Source organism: Pseudomonas sp. B33.4 (assembly GCF_034555375.1).
GTDB lineage: Bacteria > Pseudomonadota > Gammaproteobacteria > Pseudomonadales > Pseudomonadaceae > Aquipseudomonas.
In genome coordinates, this window is record NZ_CP140706.1 from 1408639 (window position 1) to 1425764 (window position 17126).

General features: G+C 58.5%; 21 protein-coding genes. 4 read left to right on the top strand and 17 right to left on the bottom strand.

The genetic code is table 11. The annotated features are described in order from the left end of the window. Positions 1–5: 5 nt before the first annotated feature. Positions 6–653 (top strand): pyridoxamine 5'-phosphate oxidase, encoded by a 648-nt coding sequence (pdxH, locus tag U6037_RS06215; protein ID WP_322846140.1) that lies wholly within the window; start codon positions 6–8, stop codon positions 651–653. A 5-nt stretch (positions 654–658) separates the two neighbouring features. On the opposite strand, the gene U6037_RS06220 is transcribed toward pdxH, so the two are convergent. Beyond that, a complete protein-coding gene (locus U6037_RS06220; RefSeq protein WP_322846141.1) occupies positions 659–895 on the bottom strand; it encodes a hypothetical protein in 237 nt (78 codons plus the stop codon). Between the two features lie 179 nt (positions 896–1074). On the opposite strand from U6037_RS06220, the gene U6037_RS06225 reads away from it, so the two are divergent. Continuing rightward, on the top strand, positions 1075–1539 hold the full coding sequence (locus tag U6037_RS06225; protein ID WP_007918566.1) for a glycine zipper 2TM domain-containing protein: 465 nt from the start codon (positions 1075–1077) through the stop codon (positions 1537–1539). 57 nt (positions 1540–1596) lie between these two features. On the opposite strand, the gene U6037_RS06230 is transcribed toward U6037_RS06225, so the two are convergent. The 5 genes from U6037_RS06230 to nhaA all read right to left on the bottom strand — a co-directional run bounded on the left by U6037_RS06230 (position 1597) and on the right by nhaA (position 5079). Continuing rightward, positions 1597–1830, bottom strand: coding sequence for a hypothetical protein (locus U6037_RS06230; protein WP_093438749.1), 234 nt, complete (start codon positions 1828–1830; stop codon positions 1597–1599). 9 nt (positions 1831–1839) lie between these two features. Then, on the bottom strand, positions 1840–2094 hold the full coding sequence (locus tag U6037_RS06235) for a colicin E3-like toxin immunity protein (RefSeq protein ID WP_007918564.1): 255 nt from the start codon (positions 2092–2094) through the stop codon (positions 1840–1842). Positions 2095–2102: 8 nt separating this feature from the next. Beyond that, complete coding sequence (locus U6037_RS06240) at positions 2103–3332, bottom strand: colicin E3/pyocin S6 family cytotoxin (protein ID WP_322846142.1); 1230 nt, start codon at positions 3330–3332, stop codon at positions 2103–2105. A gap of 208 nt (positions 3333–3540) precedes the next feature. Further along, the gene (locus tag U6037_RS06245) at positions 3541–3810 is read right to left on the bottom strand and encodes a hypothetical protein (RefSeq protein ID WP_322846143.1); all 270 of its coding nucleotides are present in this window, start codon (positions 3808–3810) and stop codon (positions 3541–3543) included. Between the two features lie 81 nt (positions 3811–3891). Further along, positions 3892–5079: a Na+/H+ antiporter NhaA gene (gene nhaA / locus U6037_RS06250; RefSeq protein WP_322846144.1), complete on the bottom strand. Its 1188-nt coding sequence runs from the start codon at positions 5077–5079 to the stop codon at positions 3892–3894. Positions 5080–5330: 251 nt separating this feature from the next. On the opposite strand from nhaA, the gene U6037_RS06255 reads away from it, so the two are divergent. Continuing rightward, on the top strand, positions 5331–6425 hold the full coding sequence (locus U6037_RS06255; RefSeq protein ID WP_322846145.1) for a PLP-dependent cysteine synthase family protein: 1095 nt from the start codon (positions 5331–5333) through the stop codon (positions 6423–6425). Positions 6426–6544: 119 nt separating this feature from the next. Here the strand turns inward: U6037_RS06255 and U6037_RS06260 are convergent, their stop codons facing one another. From U6037_RS06260 to U6037_RS06270, 3 genes are all read right to left on the bottom strand, one after another. Next, entirely contained in the window at positions 6545–8158 is a 1614-nt protein-coding gene (locus tag U6037_RS06260) for an NAD(P)/FAD-dependent oxidoreductase (protein ID WP_322846146.1), read from the bottom strand. A 97-nt stretch (positions 8159–8255) separates the two neighbouring features. Beyond that, positions 8256–8909 (bottom strand): hypothetical protein, encoded by a 654-nt coding sequence (locus U6037_RS06265; RefSeq protein ID WP_322846147.1) that lies wholly within the window; start codon positions 8907–8909, stop codon positions 8256–8258. A gap of 59 nt (positions 8910–8968) precedes the next feature. Further along, positions 8969–9568, bottom strand: a complete 600-nt coding sequence (locus U6037_RS06270) for a short chain dehydrogenase (RefSeq protein ID WP_322846148.1) — start codon at positions 9566–9568, stop codon at positions 8969–8971. A 104-nt stretch (positions 9569–9672) separates the two neighbouring features. Between U6037_RS06270 and U6037_RS06275 the strand changes: the two genes are divergently transcribed. Beyond that, positions 9673–10587, top strand: coding sequence for a LysR family transcriptional regulator (locus U6037_RS06275; protein WP_322846149.1), 915 nt, complete (start codon positions 9673–9675; stop codon positions 10585–10587). 22 nt (positions 10588–10609) lie between these two features. On the opposite strand, the gene U6037_RS06280 is transcribed toward U6037_RS06275, so the two are convergent. The 8 genes from U6037_RS06280 to livH form a co-directional block, all read right to left on the bottom strand. Next, entirely contained in the window at positions 10610–11086 is a 477-nt protein-coding gene (locus U6037_RS06280) for a DoxX family protein (protein WP_322846150.1), read from the bottom strand. Beyond that, positions 11083–11841, bottom strand: a complete 759-nt coding sequence (locus tag U6037_RS06285) for a DNA-binding domain-containing protein (protein ID WP_322846151.1) — start codon at positions 11839–11841, stop codon at positions 11083–11085. Before U6037_RS06285 ends, U6037_RS06280 begins: the two co-directional genes overlap by 4 nt. Beyond that, positions 11838–12725, bottom strand: coding sequence for a DUF692 domain-containing protein (locus U6037_RS06290; protein WP_322846152.1), 888 nt, complete (start codon positions 12723–12725; stop codon positions 11838–11840). The genes U6037_RS06285 and U6037_RS06290 overlap by 4 nt, the downstream gene beginning before the upstream one ends. Positions 12726–12750: 25 nt before the next feature. Continuing rightward, on the bottom strand, positions 12751–13056 hold the full coding sequence (locus tag U6037_RS06295; protein ID WP_322846153.1) for a DUF2282 domain-containing protein: 306 nt from the start codon (positions 13054–13056) through the stop codon (positions 12751–12753). A 289-nt stretch (positions 13057–13345) separates the two neighbouring features. Further along, positions 13346–14047 (bottom strand): ABC transporter ATP-binding protein, encoded by a 702-nt coding sequence (locus tag U6037_RS06300; protein ID WP_003222380.1) that lies wholly within the window; start codon positions 14045–14047, stop codon positions 13346–13348. Beyond that, positions 14048–14815, bottom strand: a complete 768-nt coding sequence (gene livG, locus U6037_RS06305; protein WP_041478028.1) for a high-affinity branched-chain amino acid ABC transporter ATP-binding protein LivG — start codon at positions 14813–14815, stop codon at positions 14048–14050. Continuing rightward, the gene (locus tag U6037_RS06310; RefSeq protein WP_322846154.1) at positions 14812–16068 is read right to left on the bottom strand and encodes a high-affinity branched-chain amino acid ABC transporter permease LivM; all 1257 of its coding nucleotides are present in this window, start codon (positions 16066–16068) and stop codon (positions 14812–14814) included. Before U6037_RS06310 ends, livG begins: the two co-directional genes overlap by 4 nt. Further along, complete coding sequence (gene livH, locus U6037_RS06315; protein WP_008082254.1) at positions 16065–16988, bottom strand: high-affinity branched-chain amino acid ABC transporter permease LivH; 924 nt, start codon at positions 16986–16988, stop codon at positions 16065–16067. The genes U6037_RS06310 and livH overlap by 4 nt, the downstream gene beginning before the upstream one ends. Positions 16989–17126: the final 138 nt, after the last annotated feature.

A 17126-nucleotide genomic window follows, 5' to 3' on the forward strand; every position in this document is an offset into this window, starting at 1 on the left:
GCGCCATGACCCAGGCTCTGGCAGATATGCGTCGTGATTACACCCGGGATGGTCTGACCGAGGCGCAAGCCCCGGCCGAGCCGTTTGCGTTGTTCCACCAGTGGTTCGCTGACGCGGTGAAAACCGAACAGGCACCGGTGGAAGCCAACGCCATGACCGTGGCCACGGTCGACCAGGATGGGCGACCGCACTGTCGCATTCTGCTGCTCAAGGGGCTGGACGAGCAGGGCTTCACCTTCTTCACCAACTACGACAGCGCCAAGGGCCAGCATCTGGCGGCCAACCCGTATGCCGCCATGACCTTCTTCTGGCCGACCCTGGAGCGTCAGGTGCGCATCGAAGGGCGGGTGGTGAAGGTCTCGCCCGCGGAGTCGGATGCGTATTATCAGGTGCGTCCGCTGGGCAGCCGTCTCGGTGCCTGGGCATCACCGCAGAGCCGGGTGATCAACGGGCGCGGTGAACTGGAAGATTTGCTCAAGGTCACCGAACAGCGTTTCTCCGACACGCAACCCGACTGCCCTGAACACTGGGGCGGTTATCGCTTGCTGCCGGAGCGCATCGAATTCTGGCAGGGCCGTCCGAGCCGTCTGCACGATCGCCTCAACTACCGTGTGCAGGGCGCCGACTGGATTCTTGAACGTCTGGCACCCTGAGCAGTCTACCGAGCGGGATAGCCTGCCGCAGCGGCCTCCAGCCACTTCGGCAGATCCCGGCGCTTGATCTTCTGCATCTGAGCATTCGCTAACTGTTCGAGCATGAAGGCGCGTTTGCCTTCATCCTTGCCCCCCAGCGACAACGCCAGATCGCGATCCATCCAGCGTTTGATCCGCACGTACAACCACCAATGGAAGTACAGACCGGCGGCCGTGGTGACGACGATGATGAAGTAATCCATGAAAATCCTTGGTGTCCGTGGCGCAGAATCGGTAATTTGGCGCTACTGTAGGGCTACATCAGGGAGAGCGTGCAGGTGTCTGTACCGCGCCTGAATGAAAGCCAATTTATCCGGGCGGTGTCGTGACAGGCGTCAAGCCACGGAGTTTAATGACTATATGTTTCTTTGGAGTTGATGCTATGCGTAAGTCTGTTCTGCTGGTTGCTTCCTTTTCCACGATGGCGATGTTGCTTACCGGCTGCCAATCGAGCCTGACCGGTGACTCCTACTCCCGTGACGAAGCGCGTCGTGTGCAGACGATTCGCATGGGCACCATCGAATCCCTGCGCCCGGTGAAAATCGAAGGCACCAAGACCCCGATCGGCGGCCTCGCCGGTGCAGCGGTCGGCGGCGTCGGCGGCAGCGCCATCGGCGGCGGCAAGGGCAGCATCGTTGCTGCGGTCATCGGTGCGGTGGCGGGTGGTCTGATTGGTTCGGCGACTGAAGAAGGCTTGACTCGTACGCAAGGTGTGGAAATCACCGTGCGTGAAGACGATGGCAGCATGCGTGCCTATGTGCAGCAGGTGCAGGAGAATGAAGTGTTCCGCGTTGGCGAGCGGGTACGGATTTCGACCGTTGGCGGGACCAGCCGCGTTTCGCACTAAGCGGAATTCAGGGTAAAGAAAACCCGATCAGGTGACTGGTCGGGTTTTTTAATGCATTTAACGTCCATTGCACGTCAGTTGGAAGGTGAACTTCGGATCGAAGACATTCCTTCCCAGCAGTTTCTCCAGCGCGGCAAGCTGATCATTTGAAAGATCGTAACCCTCCCAGCCTTCCTGCTTACAAGACCAATTCATGATGGCAGCCAAGTTCTCGTCGCATCCGCTAGGCAGGTCTTCTTCAAAAACGAGAAACTCTGTTTTCCTATCGAATGCTTCAATCCTATAAATCATAAGAGACCGTCACCAGACATCGCTGTAGTCAAAAGAGATCTGATAATCGTAAGTTTTGAAGACGATGCCATGTTGAAAATACGGCTGAATGATTGGAACCCATTCTTCGAAAACATTGAAACCGCCATTGTTTATGTTGTTTTCCACCGGTATTCCCAAGGCATTCAAAACGCCCTCATCATCGCCTAAATCCTTGGAATACTCTTCGCCTTCGCACAGATCAGTTTGCTTGTCGTACCACTCTAGCCTCAGTTTTAATCCCATCATCAACCTCACAAATATTTTTTTCTGATGCTTCTTTCATCTTTCGCATCTTCGCGTCGCTCCCCCGTAAAAGGGTCAAACGCGCCTAGGTGAGTTCCGTCACTTGCTCGGTAAACCTCCAACTCTCCGTGCATTGAGTCCCACTCGTAGATTTTTCTACCTTTCGCATCTTTCCACCGTTCCCGAAGTCCTCCGCCTCCTTGTATAGGATTCTTTTTCTGCACCTTTATCAGTCCGGGAAATGCAGTGATTTCCTCTGCTTTTGGAGGCCTATGATAACTATGCCCCGCGGACGGTAAGCCTTTACGTGATGATGTGCTGACTACGATATATACCGGCTGAACCAACGAACCTGGTGGAAAAACCAGAATAAAATCCCTGTACTCCGGCGGATAAACCGGATTAACCAGAATCCCGTCCGCCGCTTTCGTCGGCGGATACACCCAGATATGCGGCGCTTGCGGTGCAGCCTCCAGCGCGGGGATGCCAAGGATGTCGGAGCCATCCACAGCCGGCGTCCAGATCAGTTCTACGCCTTCGCCCAAGTCAGCAATGAACCGGCTGTCACGCAACTTGAACTGCACGACATCAACCATTTCCCAATCGCGATTCTTGCCGGTGTAGAAGCCGTAGCCCTTCAGGCTGCCGTCGGCCTGCTGTTCGACCCTCAACCGAACACGCGTTCGCGCCTGTTCAAGTCCACGCAGTTGTTCGTCGGTATAGAGCGCACTGTCGCCAAGACTCGATGGCATGAACAGCGCAACCAAACCAACTAAAGGCGCAACAGCCGCACTAGATACAGCAGCGGGCAGTGCTTCAAACACCGATCCCGCCAAAGCCAGACTGCCAAATCCGGCCGGAACAGCAGTTGCGCCGATTTTCTTGAGAGGAACTGCGCCGCTTTCATCGGCTTCACGCGCGCCCAGCAGGATCAGGTCGCCGTAATCCTTGAGACTGTCAGTCGGCACCATTCCCGAAGGATTGGAGTAATCGATAATCGCATCCGGCAGTTTGCAGGACTTGGCGAATACGCAGCCGGCACGAACGGGCTCTGTCTTTTTAACCGCCACCTCACGGCTGCGCTCGAAAGCCTCCTGCCGCGCCAGCATGGCGTCGTAAGCGTTTTGTCTGGCCTCGCGCTCGGCCAATTCCGTGGCCGTCATGTAGCGGTAGGTGACGTGATGCCCGTCGCCTTGCGGTGGGTTTTGAACCCGGGGAATGTCCTTGTTGCCAGCCACTGATCGTCCTTTCGTTCATCCATCGACAGCCCTTCGCAAAGGGCTGCGCAACGTTAACGAAGCAGGAAAATGGTGGCTGTAGGACGCGTCTCTAACGACGTGGGGATTAGTCGCTGTGTATCAATTCCAAGCAAACGTGGGGGAATTTTTTGATTGAAGTCTTTTTCCTGAGTCGTTCGGCCTGCGACTATCCATATTCTCGGTGTGCTCAACAAGTAACCTGTTTTAAGGATTTGTTGATGTGCAGGCGAGTACCGCTTTTCAGGTTTCCGTAGTCACCGAGTGCGCGCAAAGCAACAGAACTCTCGGCTGTCACTTCAAACAGGTGACCACCTTTAGCAACGAGGACTGCAGCGCCATTGGCGAGCGCAATCTTATAAGCGTTGCTGAATGCCTTCCGAGCGATGTCCGGAATCCGCGATTCCTGAACGGAAATCTGGTCGTCCGTCATTGGATGTTTTTCTGCTTTACGTGACATAGGTGACTCCGGAAACGGTGCTGAGAAGGTTCAGAGCCAAGCCCCTCTATAGAGAAGGGCTGTGATTTTCTAGGAAGCGTTTCAGACGTTTTGCAGAGTGCTCCGGCGACTCGCCGCCGCCGTCACCGCATAACCAATCAGCGCTGCCAGAATCGACCCGGTCAAAATCCCCATCCGGTCCATGCCAGCGTAATCACTCACACCCGGTTCAAACGCCAGCGAGCCGACAAACAGGCTCATAGTGAAGCCGATCCCGCACAGGATTGCCACGCCCAGTACCTGGCCCCAGTTGGCGCCTTGGGGCAGGGCGGCGATGCCGGTTTTGACCGCGAGCCAGGTCAGACCGAACACGCCGACGGTCTTGCCCAGCAGCAGGCCAACCGCAATGCCCATTGGCACGTGGTGAGTGAAGCTTTCCACGGTGACACCGCTCAGCGACAGACCGGCGTTGGCGAAGGCGAACAGCGGCAGAATGCCGTAGGCCACCCACGGGTGCAGCGCATGTTCGAGGGTCAGCAGTGGCGACGGCTCGGCGTTTTTCGTGCGCAATGGAATGCAGAAGGCCAGGGTTACGCCCGCCAGCGTGGCGTGGACACCGCTCTTGAGTACACAGACCCAAAGAATCAAACCGATGATCATGTACGGCCCGAGTTTGACCACCCCGAGCCGGTTCATCGCCACCAGCGTTGCAATGCACGCGGCCGCCAGGCCCAGCGACAGGGTCGACAGTTCGCCGGAGTAGAAGATCGCGATTATTACGATGGCGCCGAGGTCATCGATGATCGCCAGGGTCATCAGGAACAGCTTCAGCGACACAGGTACGCGCTTGCCGAGCAGGGCCAGCACGCCGAGGGCGAAGGCGATGTCGGTGGCAGTCGGGATCGCCCAGCCGTCGAGGGCTGCCGGGTTGTCGCGATTGAGGAACCAGTAGATCAGCGCCGGCACCAGCATGCCGCCGATCGCGGCTGCACCGGGCAGGACGATCTGCGACGGTTTCGACAGCTGGCCGTCGAGGACTTCGCGTTTCACTTCCAGGCCGATAAGCAGGAAGAACATCGCCATCAGACCGTCGTTGATCCACAGCAGCAGGGGTTTAGCGATTTTCAACGCACCGATCTGCGCCACCACCGGGGTGTCGAGCAGGCCGGTATACAGCCACGACAGTGGCGAGTTGTTGATAATCAGGGCCAGGATGGCTGCGGCGATCAATAACAGACCGCTGGCAGCTTCCAACTGAAAGAAACGCGTGAAAGTGCTACGCAGAGGCAAGGTCGCTCTCCATCGAATCGTCAAAAAAGGTGGGACACCCTAACCCGTACTGTTAGTTGTTAAAACAAAAGTTATATTCTTTTTTGTTATATGGCGTTACAAGGTGTCTGGCTCAAGCCACGCTGAGCCTAGCAGTTGCCTGACATATTGAGACTCAGCTGTATCTGTGCGCGCTATCGGAATTTTCCTAAGCTGATGAGTGAGCCTTTCGAACAGCTTCATCTCCTGCCGATTCAATGAGAACCATCAACATGAGCGACAACCGACAGTGGGCCCGCGAAGCGATCCGCATCATCGAAGCGGATTTTCAGCGCAGCGCCGACACCCACCTGATCCCTTTGCCGCTGCCGGGTTTTGCGGGCATCGAGTTGTATTTAAAGGATGAATCCAGCCATCCGACCGGCAGCCTCAAGCATCGTCTGGCTCGTTCGCTGTTTCTCTACGCGTTGTGTAATGGCTGGCTGAAACCCGGCGCGCCGGTGATCGAGGCGTCCAGCGGTTCGACGGCGATTTCCGAAGCGTACTTCGCGCGGATGCTCGGTCTGCCGTTTATTGCGGTGATGCCCGCGACCACGTCCAAAGAGAAGATCGCCCAGATCGCGTTCTACGGTGGCCAAAGTCATCTGGTGAAAGATCCCACGCAGATCTACGCCGAATCCGAGCGTCTGGCCCGCGAGCATGGCGGCCACTTCATCGACCAGTTCACCTACGCCGAGCGCGCGACCGACTGGCGGGCGAACAACAACATTGCTGAATCGATCTTCCAGCAGATGCGCTACGAGAAACATCCGGAACCGAGCTGGCTGATTTCCAGCCCCGGTACCGGCGGCACCACCGCGACCCTGGGTCGTTACGTGCGCTATCGCCAGCATTGCACACGCGTGTTGTGCGCCGACGCCGAACGTTCGGTGTTCTTCGATTACTACCAGACCGGCGACGCCGATTTGCGCCTGGATTGCGGTTCGCGCATTGAAGGCATTGGCCGGCCGCGGGTCGAAGCGTCGTTCCTGCCCAAGGTGATCGATGCGATGGTGAAAGTGCCGGATGCCTTGTCGCTGGCGGCCATGCATTATCTGGCGCAACGTCTGGGACGGCATGTTGGTGGCTCGAGCGGGACCAATCTGATTGGTGCGCTGATGGCGGCACAGCAGATGAAAGCGGCGGGGGAGACGGGGTCGATCGTGGCGATTCTGTGTGATGGCGGCGAGCGGTATGCCGACACCTATTACGATCAGGATTGGCTAAAGGCGCAGGGGTATGAGTTGGCCGGGTTGATCGAGGCGGTGGCGGCGAGTGCCGAGCGCGGTGAGGAGCTGCCGACTTCAGTGCTACGCGCGAATATCTGACACACCGAAATCAACTGTAGGAGTGAGCCTGCTCGCGATGGCGTAATAACATTCAACATTGATGTTGAATGGACTACCGCTATCGCGAGCAGGCTCACTCCTACAGGGTTTTGTGTCAGTCAATCAGTCAGGCCTAGGATGTCGCGTGCCACAGCTTCTGCGATGCGAATCCCGTCGACACCCGCCGACAGAATCCCGCCCGCATAACCCGCGCCTTCACCGGCCGGGAACAAGCCCTTGACGTTCATGCTCTGCAGCGTTTCATTTCGGGTAATGCGCAGAGGCGACGAAGTACGCGTCTCGATCCCGGTCAACACCGCATCGTGCAGCGAATACCCGCGAATCTGCTTCTCGAACGCCGGCAAGGCTTCACGGATCGCCTCAATGGCAAAATCCGGCAAGGCCAAGGCCAGATCACCCAGCGCCACACCCGGTTTGTACGATGGCTCGACTTCGCCCAGTTCGGTTGAAGGGATGTCGTTGATGAAGTCGCCAACCAGTTGTGCCGGCGCTTTGTAATCGCTGCCGCCAAGGATGAAGGCGTGGGATTCCAGGCGCTCTTGCAACTCGATCCCGGCCAGTGGGCCGCCCGGATAATCGACTTCCGGGGTGATGCCGACAACAATGCCGGAGTTGGCGTTGCGCTCGTTACGCGAATACTGGCTCATGCCGTTGGTGACCACGCGGTTCGGCTCGGACGTTGCCGCGACCACGGTGCCGCCCGGGCACATGCAGAAGCTGTAGACCGAACGGCCGTTCTTGGCGTGGTGCACCAGTTTGTAGTCGGCAGCGCCGAGTTTCGGGTGGCCGGCGTACTTGCCCAGACGCGCACGGTCGATCAGCGATTGCGGGTGTTCGATGCGGAAACCCACCGAGAACGGTTTGGCTTCCATGAACACGCCGCGGCTGTGGAGCATGCGGAAAGTGTCGCGGGCGCTGTGGCCGAGGGCCAGAACCACGTGTTTCGAATGCAGGGTTTCGCCGCTGGCCAGTTCGACGCCGACCAGTTGGCCGTCTTCGATCAGCACATCAGTGACGCGTTCCTGGAAGCGCACTTCGCCGCCCAGTTCGCGGATCTGCTCGCGCATGTTTTCAACCATGCCGGTCAGACGGAACGTACCGATGTGCGGCTTGCTGACGTAGAGGATTTCTTCCGGTGCGCCGGCCTTGACGAACTCGTGCAGGACTTTGCGGCCGAGGAACTTCGGGTCCTTGATCTGGCTGTACAGCTTGCCGTCGGAGAACGTCCCCGCACCGCCTTCGCCAAACTGCACGTTGGATTCCGGGTTGAGCACGCTTTTACGCCACAGGCCCCAGGTGTCTTTGGTGCGCTGGCGAACTTCGGTGCCGCGTTCGAGAACGATCGGTTTGAAGCCCATTTGCGCCAGCAGCAGGCCGGCGAAGATCCCGCACGGGCCAAAACCGACGACGATCGGACGCTGGTTCAGGTCGCTTGGCGCCTGGCCAACAAATTTGTAGCTGACATCCGGTGCCACGTTGACGTTACGGTCGTCGGCGAACTTGCCCAACACCTTGGCCTCGTCGCGCACGCTGAGGTCGATGGTGTAGATGAAGCACAGTTCGGAGGACTTTTTGCGCGCGTCGTAGCTGCGCTTGAACAAGGTGAAATCGAGCAAGTCATCGCTGGCGATGCCCAGGCGCTGCACGATGGCAGGGCGCAGGTCTTCTTCGGGATGGTCGATTGGCAGCTTGAGTTCAGTGATTCGTAACATGGCGAGGATCCGGGTTCGCGGGGCGCACAACTGCGCCAGGGCGTTTGAAGGCCGCGATTATAAGCCGCAAAGGCCGGATCCGGTGAGGCTAAAACGCTCAGTCGTTGCGCGATCCGCCGAAATACCCGCAACCGCGCTGCACCTGGCCGTCGATGCGCAACTCGGCGCTCATGTGCTGCACGCTGCCGGTGCTGCTGTCGACGCAGCGTTGCGGCGCGACCCACAATTCGATGCGCTGATTGTTGGCCTCACTGCTGAGGTTGAAGCGGCCGTCGCCCAGCTGTTCTTCGACATACGGTACGGCAAGCGGTGGCTGGCCGTCGCGGTCGATGACCATGCCTTTGCCGCTGACTTTGACATTCCATTCCGGGCCATGGCCGGCGGCGCGCAGGATCAGCAGTTTGAAATTGGGATCGTCGCAGGCTGTGCCGGAGCGCTCGACGCGGTACAACTGAGTCAGATCGAGACGGTCGCCAGCGACCTTGCCGCGCACATCGGCGAACAGCTTGCCTTGCTCATCAGCGAGCGTCGCGGCTTCCTGCAGAATGCTGGTGCCACCGATGTCATTGACGACAAGTTGGCGCTGTTCCTGACACGGCTGGAACACCAGTTTGCCGTCAGCGGCGGTCAGTTGCCCCTGCATCCGCGTCTGCCCGACGTGCGAGGCACTTTCTCGCTGGCCATCGAACAACTGGCAAGCGGCAAACAACGGCAGCAGGGCAACAACGGCTAACGAACGGGCAACACGCATCTTCGGCTCTCCAGACAAGTGCCGCCACGTTACGCAGCCTGACCGTTCATCACAAGGGTTTAGCCCACGTGAAATGTCTGACCTGTCTGCAAGCCTTCGACACTTTTCGCGTAGGCCAATGCCACATCCGCTGCAGGAACCGGTTTGTAACCACGGAAATACGGGGCGTAGCTGCCCATGGCTTCGAGGAGCACAGTCGGGCTGATCGAGTTCACGCGCAAGCCGCGCGGCAACTCGATGGCGGCGGCGCGGACGAAGCTGTCGAGGGCGCCGTTGACCAGCGCTGCGGATGCGCCGCTGCGGATCGGATCGTGGCTGAGCACGCCAGTGGTGAAGGTGAACGAAGCGCCATCGTTGGCGAATTCGCGGCCGATCAGCAGTAGATTGACCTGGCCCATCAGTTTGTCTTTGAGACCGAGGGCGAAGCTGTCTTCATTCATCTCACCAAGCGGGGCGAAGGTCACGTTGCCCGCCGCGCACACCAGTGCATCGAACTTGCCGGTCTGTTCGAACAGTTTGCGGATCGATGCGCTGTCACTGATATCGACCTTGAAATCGCCGCTTTTGCGACCGATACGAATGACTTCGTGGCGTTGCGACAGTTCTTTGTCCACGGCCGAACCGATGGTGCCACCAGCGCCTATCAACAGAATTTTCATCGAGCCGTACCTCAAGTGATTGAACGAGGTTTCAGTCTAAAGTGGTTTTTTCTGCGGATAAGCGCACTAATAGGCAACCTTTGGTTTTCAAATGGAAACAATCCATGAGTGAAATGGATGATCTGGCGGCGTTCGCCGTGCTGATTGAAGCCGGCAGTTTCACCTTGGCGGCGCAGCAATTGGGCTGCAGTAAGGGGCAGTTGTCCAAGCGCATCAGCCAACTCGAAGCGCAGTTTTCCGTGGTGTTGCTGCAACGCACCACTCGACGCCTGAGCCTGACGGCGGCGGGCGCTGCGTTATTGCCGCAGGCGCAGGCGCTTGTAGTCCAGGTCGAAAAAGCGCGTCAGGCATTGGCGCGATTGAAGGACGACATGGCCGGGCCCGTGCGTATGACGGTTCCGGTATCGCTGGGGGAAACCTTCTTCGATGGCTTGTTGCTGGAGTTCTCGCAGAAGTATCCCGAGGTGCAGATCGAACTGGAGCTGAACAACAGTTATCGCGATCTGTCCCGGGACGGCTTTGATCTGGCGATCCGCAGCGAGGTGGCCAATGACCAGCGACTGGTGGCCAAACCGTTGCTGGCCTGGCAGGAAATGACCTGCGCCAGCCCGGCTTATCTCGAGCGTTTCGGTGAACCGCTGACACCGCAAGCACTGGCCGAACATCGCTGTTTGCTCAACAGCCATTACAGCGGGCGCGAGGAATGGCTGTATCACCAGCAGCATGAATTGCTGCGGGTTCGCGTGTCAGGACCGTTTGCCAGCAACCATTACAACCTGCTCAAGAAAGCCGCGCTCAGCGGCGCTGGTATCGCGCGATTGCCCTCCTATTTACTGCAAGCGGAATTGGCTGACGGCCGATTGCGCTGGCTCCTGCGCGATTTTCAGACCCGGCGCATGCCGATGTACCTGGTGCATCCGTATCAGGGCGGCTTGCCGAAACGCACGCAGGTGCTGGCGGACTATTTGATCGGCTGGTTCAAGCGCAGTGGCGAAGCGCTGGACCGCCTCCAGCGCTGACATCCTCCCACAAAGCTTGTGTTTATTTTGCGAAGCGGCGGGCAATCAAATGATCAATCGACAACTTGCCCGGCCCCGTCGTCATCAAGTACAGCAACACCGCCGCCCAGGTGCCGTGGGTTGGATAAGCATCCGGATAGACAAAAAACTGAATGGTCAGGGTCATGCCCAACAACGCCAGCGCCGAAAACCGCGTAGCGAAGCCGATCAGGATCAGCAGTGGAAAAAAGTGTTCGGCGAACGCCGCCATGTGCGCGGCAATCTCTGGCGACAGCAGCGGTACGTGGTATTCGCTCTTGAACAACGGGATGGTCGAGTCGGCCAGCCGTGGCCAGCCGAGTTGAAAGGTGCCGTCGATCAGGTCGATGGCCAGGCCTTCAACCTTGGTCTGCCCGGACTTCCAGAAAACCGCGGCGATCGAGAAACGTGCAATGAATGCGATCAGACTGTGAGGGATTTTTTCCAGCAGCGCGATGGCGCGGGTGATGAGCGTTTTCATGGCAGTTCCTTGTTACTCAAGTGGGTAATGGCGTTGCGCGCGATCAGCAAGCCGAGGGTTTGCGTGAGATCGAACTCAGGGCTGTTTTCAGCCGCTGCCAGCAGTGGCTGGCCATCGATCAGGTTGCGGATAAACCTGCTGGCACCGGGGTCGAGGGCAAACACTTCGACGTCCAGGCCATTGCGCAACACCATGGCGTGTTGCCTTTGGTTGACGTCGATTCCCTCCAGCGTCGAGTCGTGCTGATGTGCGCCCCAGATCGCAACCACGGCAAAGGCTGAGTCGAGCAGGTGCAGGGAGGGATGAAGGTCAAGGCGCAGTTCACTCAGCGTTTGCGCATCAGTCAGCGCTGCTGTGATTTCTTCTGGCCGGACGGGCAGGGCGTCGGCTGCGTGATAGGCGAGGGTGCGCAGGTGCTCAAGGCGTGCCACGTCTGCCAGATAAGGCACGCTACCGGCTGGTTCAAACGCTGCAATGAAGTCCGCGAACGCTTCGCCGTAGCAACTCATCAACGGACTTTGCGGCGGTTCCTGCTGTACGAAAACGGCCGCCATGGCACGGAAAAATTCGTCGCCCACCAATTGCGCAACCACCGGATAGCTGTCGCCCAACGCATTGATCAGCGAACCTTGCACGTTATTGCGATACACCGCGAAACGGCTCGCCGGATCAGCGCCGTTGGCACTGCACAGGCCTTCGGGGCAAGGCAGCCGCGTGTCGATGAGCGCTGCAGCGAAAGCGCGTTGAGTGCTCATGTGCGTGCTCCGGCATCCAGCAAAAGCGCATCAGCTTGCTGAGCTTCCGCCAGTAGCACCTCGAATGCTGGCACTTGATTGTCGCGTTCGATCAACGTTGCTACCGGGCCAACACGCTGCAGCACTTGCCGGTACAAAGCCCAGACGGCTTGATCGATCGGCGCGCCGTGATCATCGATCAGCAAACGGTCGCCGAGGCTGTCGCAATCTTCGGCAAACCCGGCCAGATGAATCTCGCCAACCCTGTGCAAGGGCAGGGCATCGAGATAGGCCAGCGGATCACGCTGATGGTTCACGCAGGAAACGTAGACATTGTTGATGTCCAGCAACAGACCACAACCGCTGCGGCGGATGACCTCGGCGATGAACTCCGCCTCATCGATCGTCGAACGCTCGAACGCCAGATAAGTCGCAGGATTCTCCAGCAGCATCGGCCGTTGAAGCGTGCTCTGTACCAGATCGATATGTTCGCAGACGCGGATCAGCGTCGCCGTGTCATAGGCCAGCGGCAGCAGGTCATTGAGAAACATCGGGCCATGGCTCGACCAGGCCAGATGTTCGGAAAAGGATTGCGGTTGATAGCGTCGAATCAGTTCGGCAAGACGCTGAAGATGTGGTTTATCCAGAGGTCCTTCGGCACCGATGGACAAGCCGACACCGTGCAGCGACAGCGGATACTGCTCGCGGATCAAACCGAGAAAATGATGAAACGGACCGCCGTCGACCATGTAGTTTTCGGCGTGGACTTCGAAGAAGCCGATGTCCGGTGATGAACCGAGCACTTCACGAAAGTGCCCGGTCTTGAGCCCCAGTCCGGCACGGGGCGGGAGCCCGGTGCGGGCTGCCTGAGTGCGGGATTGGGCATGGTCATTGATAGTGAGCATGATCGTCACTCAGGCAGTTCGCAGATCAGGACTTGGCTTTGAAGGCATCCATCTGACCGAAACCGGTCGGCGAGGTTTTGCTTTCAGTGGTAGCGCAGGTGCCTTTAGGAACGAGTTTCCAGGCGTTGGCCTGATAGTCCATTTTTGCGGTGCCGGCACAGGTAGTGCCTGCACCTGCGGCGCAGTCGTTCTTGCCTTTCATGGCCACGCCGAAGCATTTTTCCATGTCGGCGTCAGCAGCGTGGACGGTCGATACAGCGGTCATGCTCAGGGCAGAACCGAGGGCCAGAACCAAGGCAGTGGCGGACAGGGTGCGAGTGGTAGCAGTCATGATGTTTCTCCAGTCTTGTTCAGGGTTTTTACAAGCGTTATGCGCTTGCTTACCCCACTAGAGAAACGAGGTGGCGTTGCGTTACAGCCCGCTAAAAATCTTTTTGGAAAAACGCAAAACCCTGTAGGAGTGAGCCTGCTCGCGATGGCGTCATGTCAGATACCGGCGATGTTGAATGACACGACGCCATCGCGAGCAGGCTCACTCCTACAAGGGATTTTTGGAGAATCTGAAAATCGTGCAGGCACAAAAAAACGGCCCGAAGGCCGTTTTTTGTGGCTGAAATACATCAACCGCCGAGGTACGCCTCGCGTACTTTCGGGTCGGTCAACAATGCTTCACCGGTGCCTTGCATGACCACACGACCGTTCTCCAGAACGTACGCGCGGTCAGCGATTTTCAGCGCCTGGTTGGCATTCTGCTCGACCAGGAACACCGTCACACCGTCCTTGCGCAGTTGTTCGATGATGTCGAAGATCTGCTGGATGATGATCGGTGCCAGGCCCAGCGACGGCTCGTCGAGCAGCAGCAGTTTCGGCTTGCTCATCAGCGCACGGCCGATGGCGAGCATTTGCTGTTCGCCGCCGGACATGGTGCCGCCGCGCTGGTTGAAGCGTTCTTTCAGGCGCGGGAACAGGCCGAGGACCTTGTCCATTTGCTCCTGATAGTCGCCCTTGTCGGTGAAGAAACCGCCCATGGACAGGTTTTCTTCAACGGTCAGACGGGCAAACACCCGACGACCTTCCGGCACCACGGCGATGCTCTTGCGCATGATCTGCGACGAGTCCTGGCCGACCAGTTCCTCACCCATGTAACGGATGCTGCCGCTGTGCGCCTGCGGCGAACCGCAGAGCGTCATCAGCAGCGTGGACTTGCCGGCACCGTTGGCGCCGATCAGGGTCACGATCTCGCCCTGACGGACTTCGACGTTGACGCTGTGCAGGGCCTGGATCTTGCCGTAGAAGGTGGAAACGTTTTCGAACTGCAGCATTTACGCTTCCCCCAGGTAGGCTTTGATCACTTCAGGATTGTCGCGGATCTGTTCCGGCGTGCCGTCAGCCAGAGGCGTGCCCTGGTTGATCACGACGATGTGGTCGGAAATGCTCATGACCAGTTTCATGTCGTGTTCGATCAACAGCACGGTGACGTTGTGCTCTTCACGCAGCACGCCGATCAGCGCCTTGAGGTCTTCGGTTTCTTTCGGGTTCAGGCCGGCGGCCGGTTCGTCGAGCATGAGGATCCGTGGACGGGTCATCATGCAGCGAGCGATTTCCAGACGTCGTTGCTGACCGTAAGCCAGGGTGCCGGCGGTACGGTTGGCGAACTCTTTGAGGTTGACCTTTTCCAGCCAGTACTCGGCAAACTCCATGGCCTCGCGCTCGCTTTTGCGGAACGCCGGGGTCTTGAACAGGCCGGCCAGGAAGTTGGTGTTCAGGTGACGGTGCTGGGCGATCAACAGGTTCTCGACCGCCGTCATGTCCTTGAACAGGCGCACGTTCTGGAAGGTCCGCACAACGCCTTTGAGGGCGATCTTGTGGCCCGGCAGGCCTTGAATCGGCTCGCCGTCCAAAAGGATGCTACCGCCGGTTGGCTGATAGAAACCGGTCAGGCAGTTGAACACGGTGGTCTTGCCGGCGCCGTTGGGCCCGATCAGTGCCACCACCTGTTTCTCTTTGACGGTCAGGGCCACGCCGTTGACCGCCAGCAAGCCGCCGAAGCGCATGCTCAGGTTTTCGACTTTAAGGATCTCGCGGCTCATTTTCGCAACTCCATGTGTGGGCGTTGCATCGGCAGCAGACCTTGTGGACGCCAGATCATCATCAACACCATCAGCGCACCGAACATCAACATGCGGTACTCGCTGAACTCACGCATCATTTCCGGCAGCAGGATCATTACCACAGCGGCCAGAATCACGCCCAACTGCGAGCCCATGCCACCCAATACGACGATGGCGAGGATGATCGCCGACTCGATGAAGGTGAACGACTCCGGGGTCACCAGACCCTGACGGGCAGCGAAGAAGCTACCGGCGAAACCGGCGAACGCAGCACCGAGAGTGAACGCGGACAACTTGATGATCGTCGGATTCAGACCCAATGCACGGCAGGCGATCTCATCCTCACGCAGCGCTTCCCACGCGCGGCCGATCGGCATGCGCAGCAGGCGGTTGATGACGAACAGCGCCGCCAGCGCCAGCAACAGGGCAACGAGGTAGAGGAAAATCACCTTGTTGATCGAGTTGTATTCGAGGCCGAAGTATTCGTGAAAGGTCTGCATGCCTTCCGCTGCTTTACGTTCGAAAGTCAGGCCGAAGAACGTCGGTTTCTCGATGTTGCTGATGCCGTTCGGACCGCCAGTGATGTCGGTCAGGTTACGCAGGAACAGACGGATGATCTCGCCGAAACCAAGGGTCACGATCGCCAGATAGTCACCGCGCAAACGCAGCACCGGGAAGCCCAGCAGGAAGCCGAACGTCGCCGCCATCAGGCCGGCAATCGGCAGGCAGATCCAGAAGCTCAAGCCGTAGTAGTGCGACAGCAGCGCGTAGCTGTAGGCGCCGACGGCGTAGAAGCCGACGTAACCGAGGTCGAGCAGACCGGCCAGACCGACGACGATGTTCAGCCCGAGGCCAAGCATCACGTAGATCAGGATCAGGGTTGCGATGTCCACCGCACCACGCGAGCCGAAGAACGGCCACACCAGTGCACCGATGATCAGCGCAATGATGAAGTAGCGTTGCGTGGTCGGCAGGGTCAGGAAGTTGCTGGCCTTGGCCGGGATCAACGGCAGGCCCGGCGAGGATTTCCACGCCTTGCTGATCTGCTGGTTGAACAGCACCCGCAGGAACATCAGCACCGAGCAGATGGCGATGGTCGCCAGAATCATCGGGCTGGTGTTGTGCACTTCGAGGTTGATGCCGACGATGGTCAGTTTCAGTCCGAGCACAGGATACGCAACTGCCCAAACCAAGAGCGCACTGAACAGCGCCTGTTTAAGATTTCTAGTCATACTTTCTCAACCTCCGGACGGCCCAGAATGCCGGTCGGACGGAACAACAGCACCAGAACCAACAAGCCGAAAGCCACGACGTCCTTGTACTGGTCGCCGAAGATATCGGCACCAAACGCTTCTGCCACCCCCAGCACCAACCCGCCGAGCATGGCGCCGGGGATGCTGCCGATGCCGCCGAGTACCGCAGCGGTGAAGGCTTTGAGGCCGACGAGGAAACCGGCGTTCGGGTTGATCACGCCGTATTGCATGCTTAGCAGTACGGCCGCGATGGCCGCCAGCGCAGCACCAATGACGAAGGTCAGGGCGATGATGTTGTTGGTGTTGATGCCGAGCAGGTTGGCCATCTTGATGTCTTCGGCGCAGGCGCGGCAGGCGCGGCCCAGGCGAGAGCGGGAGATGAACAGCGTCAGGCCGAGCATGGCGATCAAAGTCACCACGAACACCACGATTTGCATGTAGGAAATCAGCACTTCATGTGCGCCACCTGGCCCGAAGGAAATGTTCCCGGGGATCAGGTTGGGGATGGATTTGTCCTTGGAGTCTTGCGCCAGCAGAACTGTGTTCTGCAGGAAGATCGACATGCCGATGGCGGAGATCAGCGGGATCAGACGGTTGCTGCCGCGCAGGGGGCGGTAGGCGATCCGTTCTATGCTGTAACCGTACGAACTGGTGACAACGATGCTCGCAATGAAGGCTGCGGTCATCAACAGCGGGACGTTGTCGATTCCCATCATGGCCAGCCCGGCGATGGCGATGAACGCCACGTAGGAACCGATCATGTACACCTCGCCATGGGCGAAGTTGATCATTCCAATGATGCCGTAAACCATCGTATAGCCGATGGCAATCAGGGCATACGTGCTGCCAATGGTCAGACCATTAACCAGCTGCTGGAAGAAGTGATAGAGGTCAGGCATTACAACGCTCCTAAAAACCTGATACGCATTTCACTGGTGGAGTCATTTTCCCGCCCGGCCCCGTGGATCTTTATCCACTTCGAATCCGGGTTTTGCCAGCGAACCGCTGATGACGGTTTTGAGATTTTCAGGTGGGGA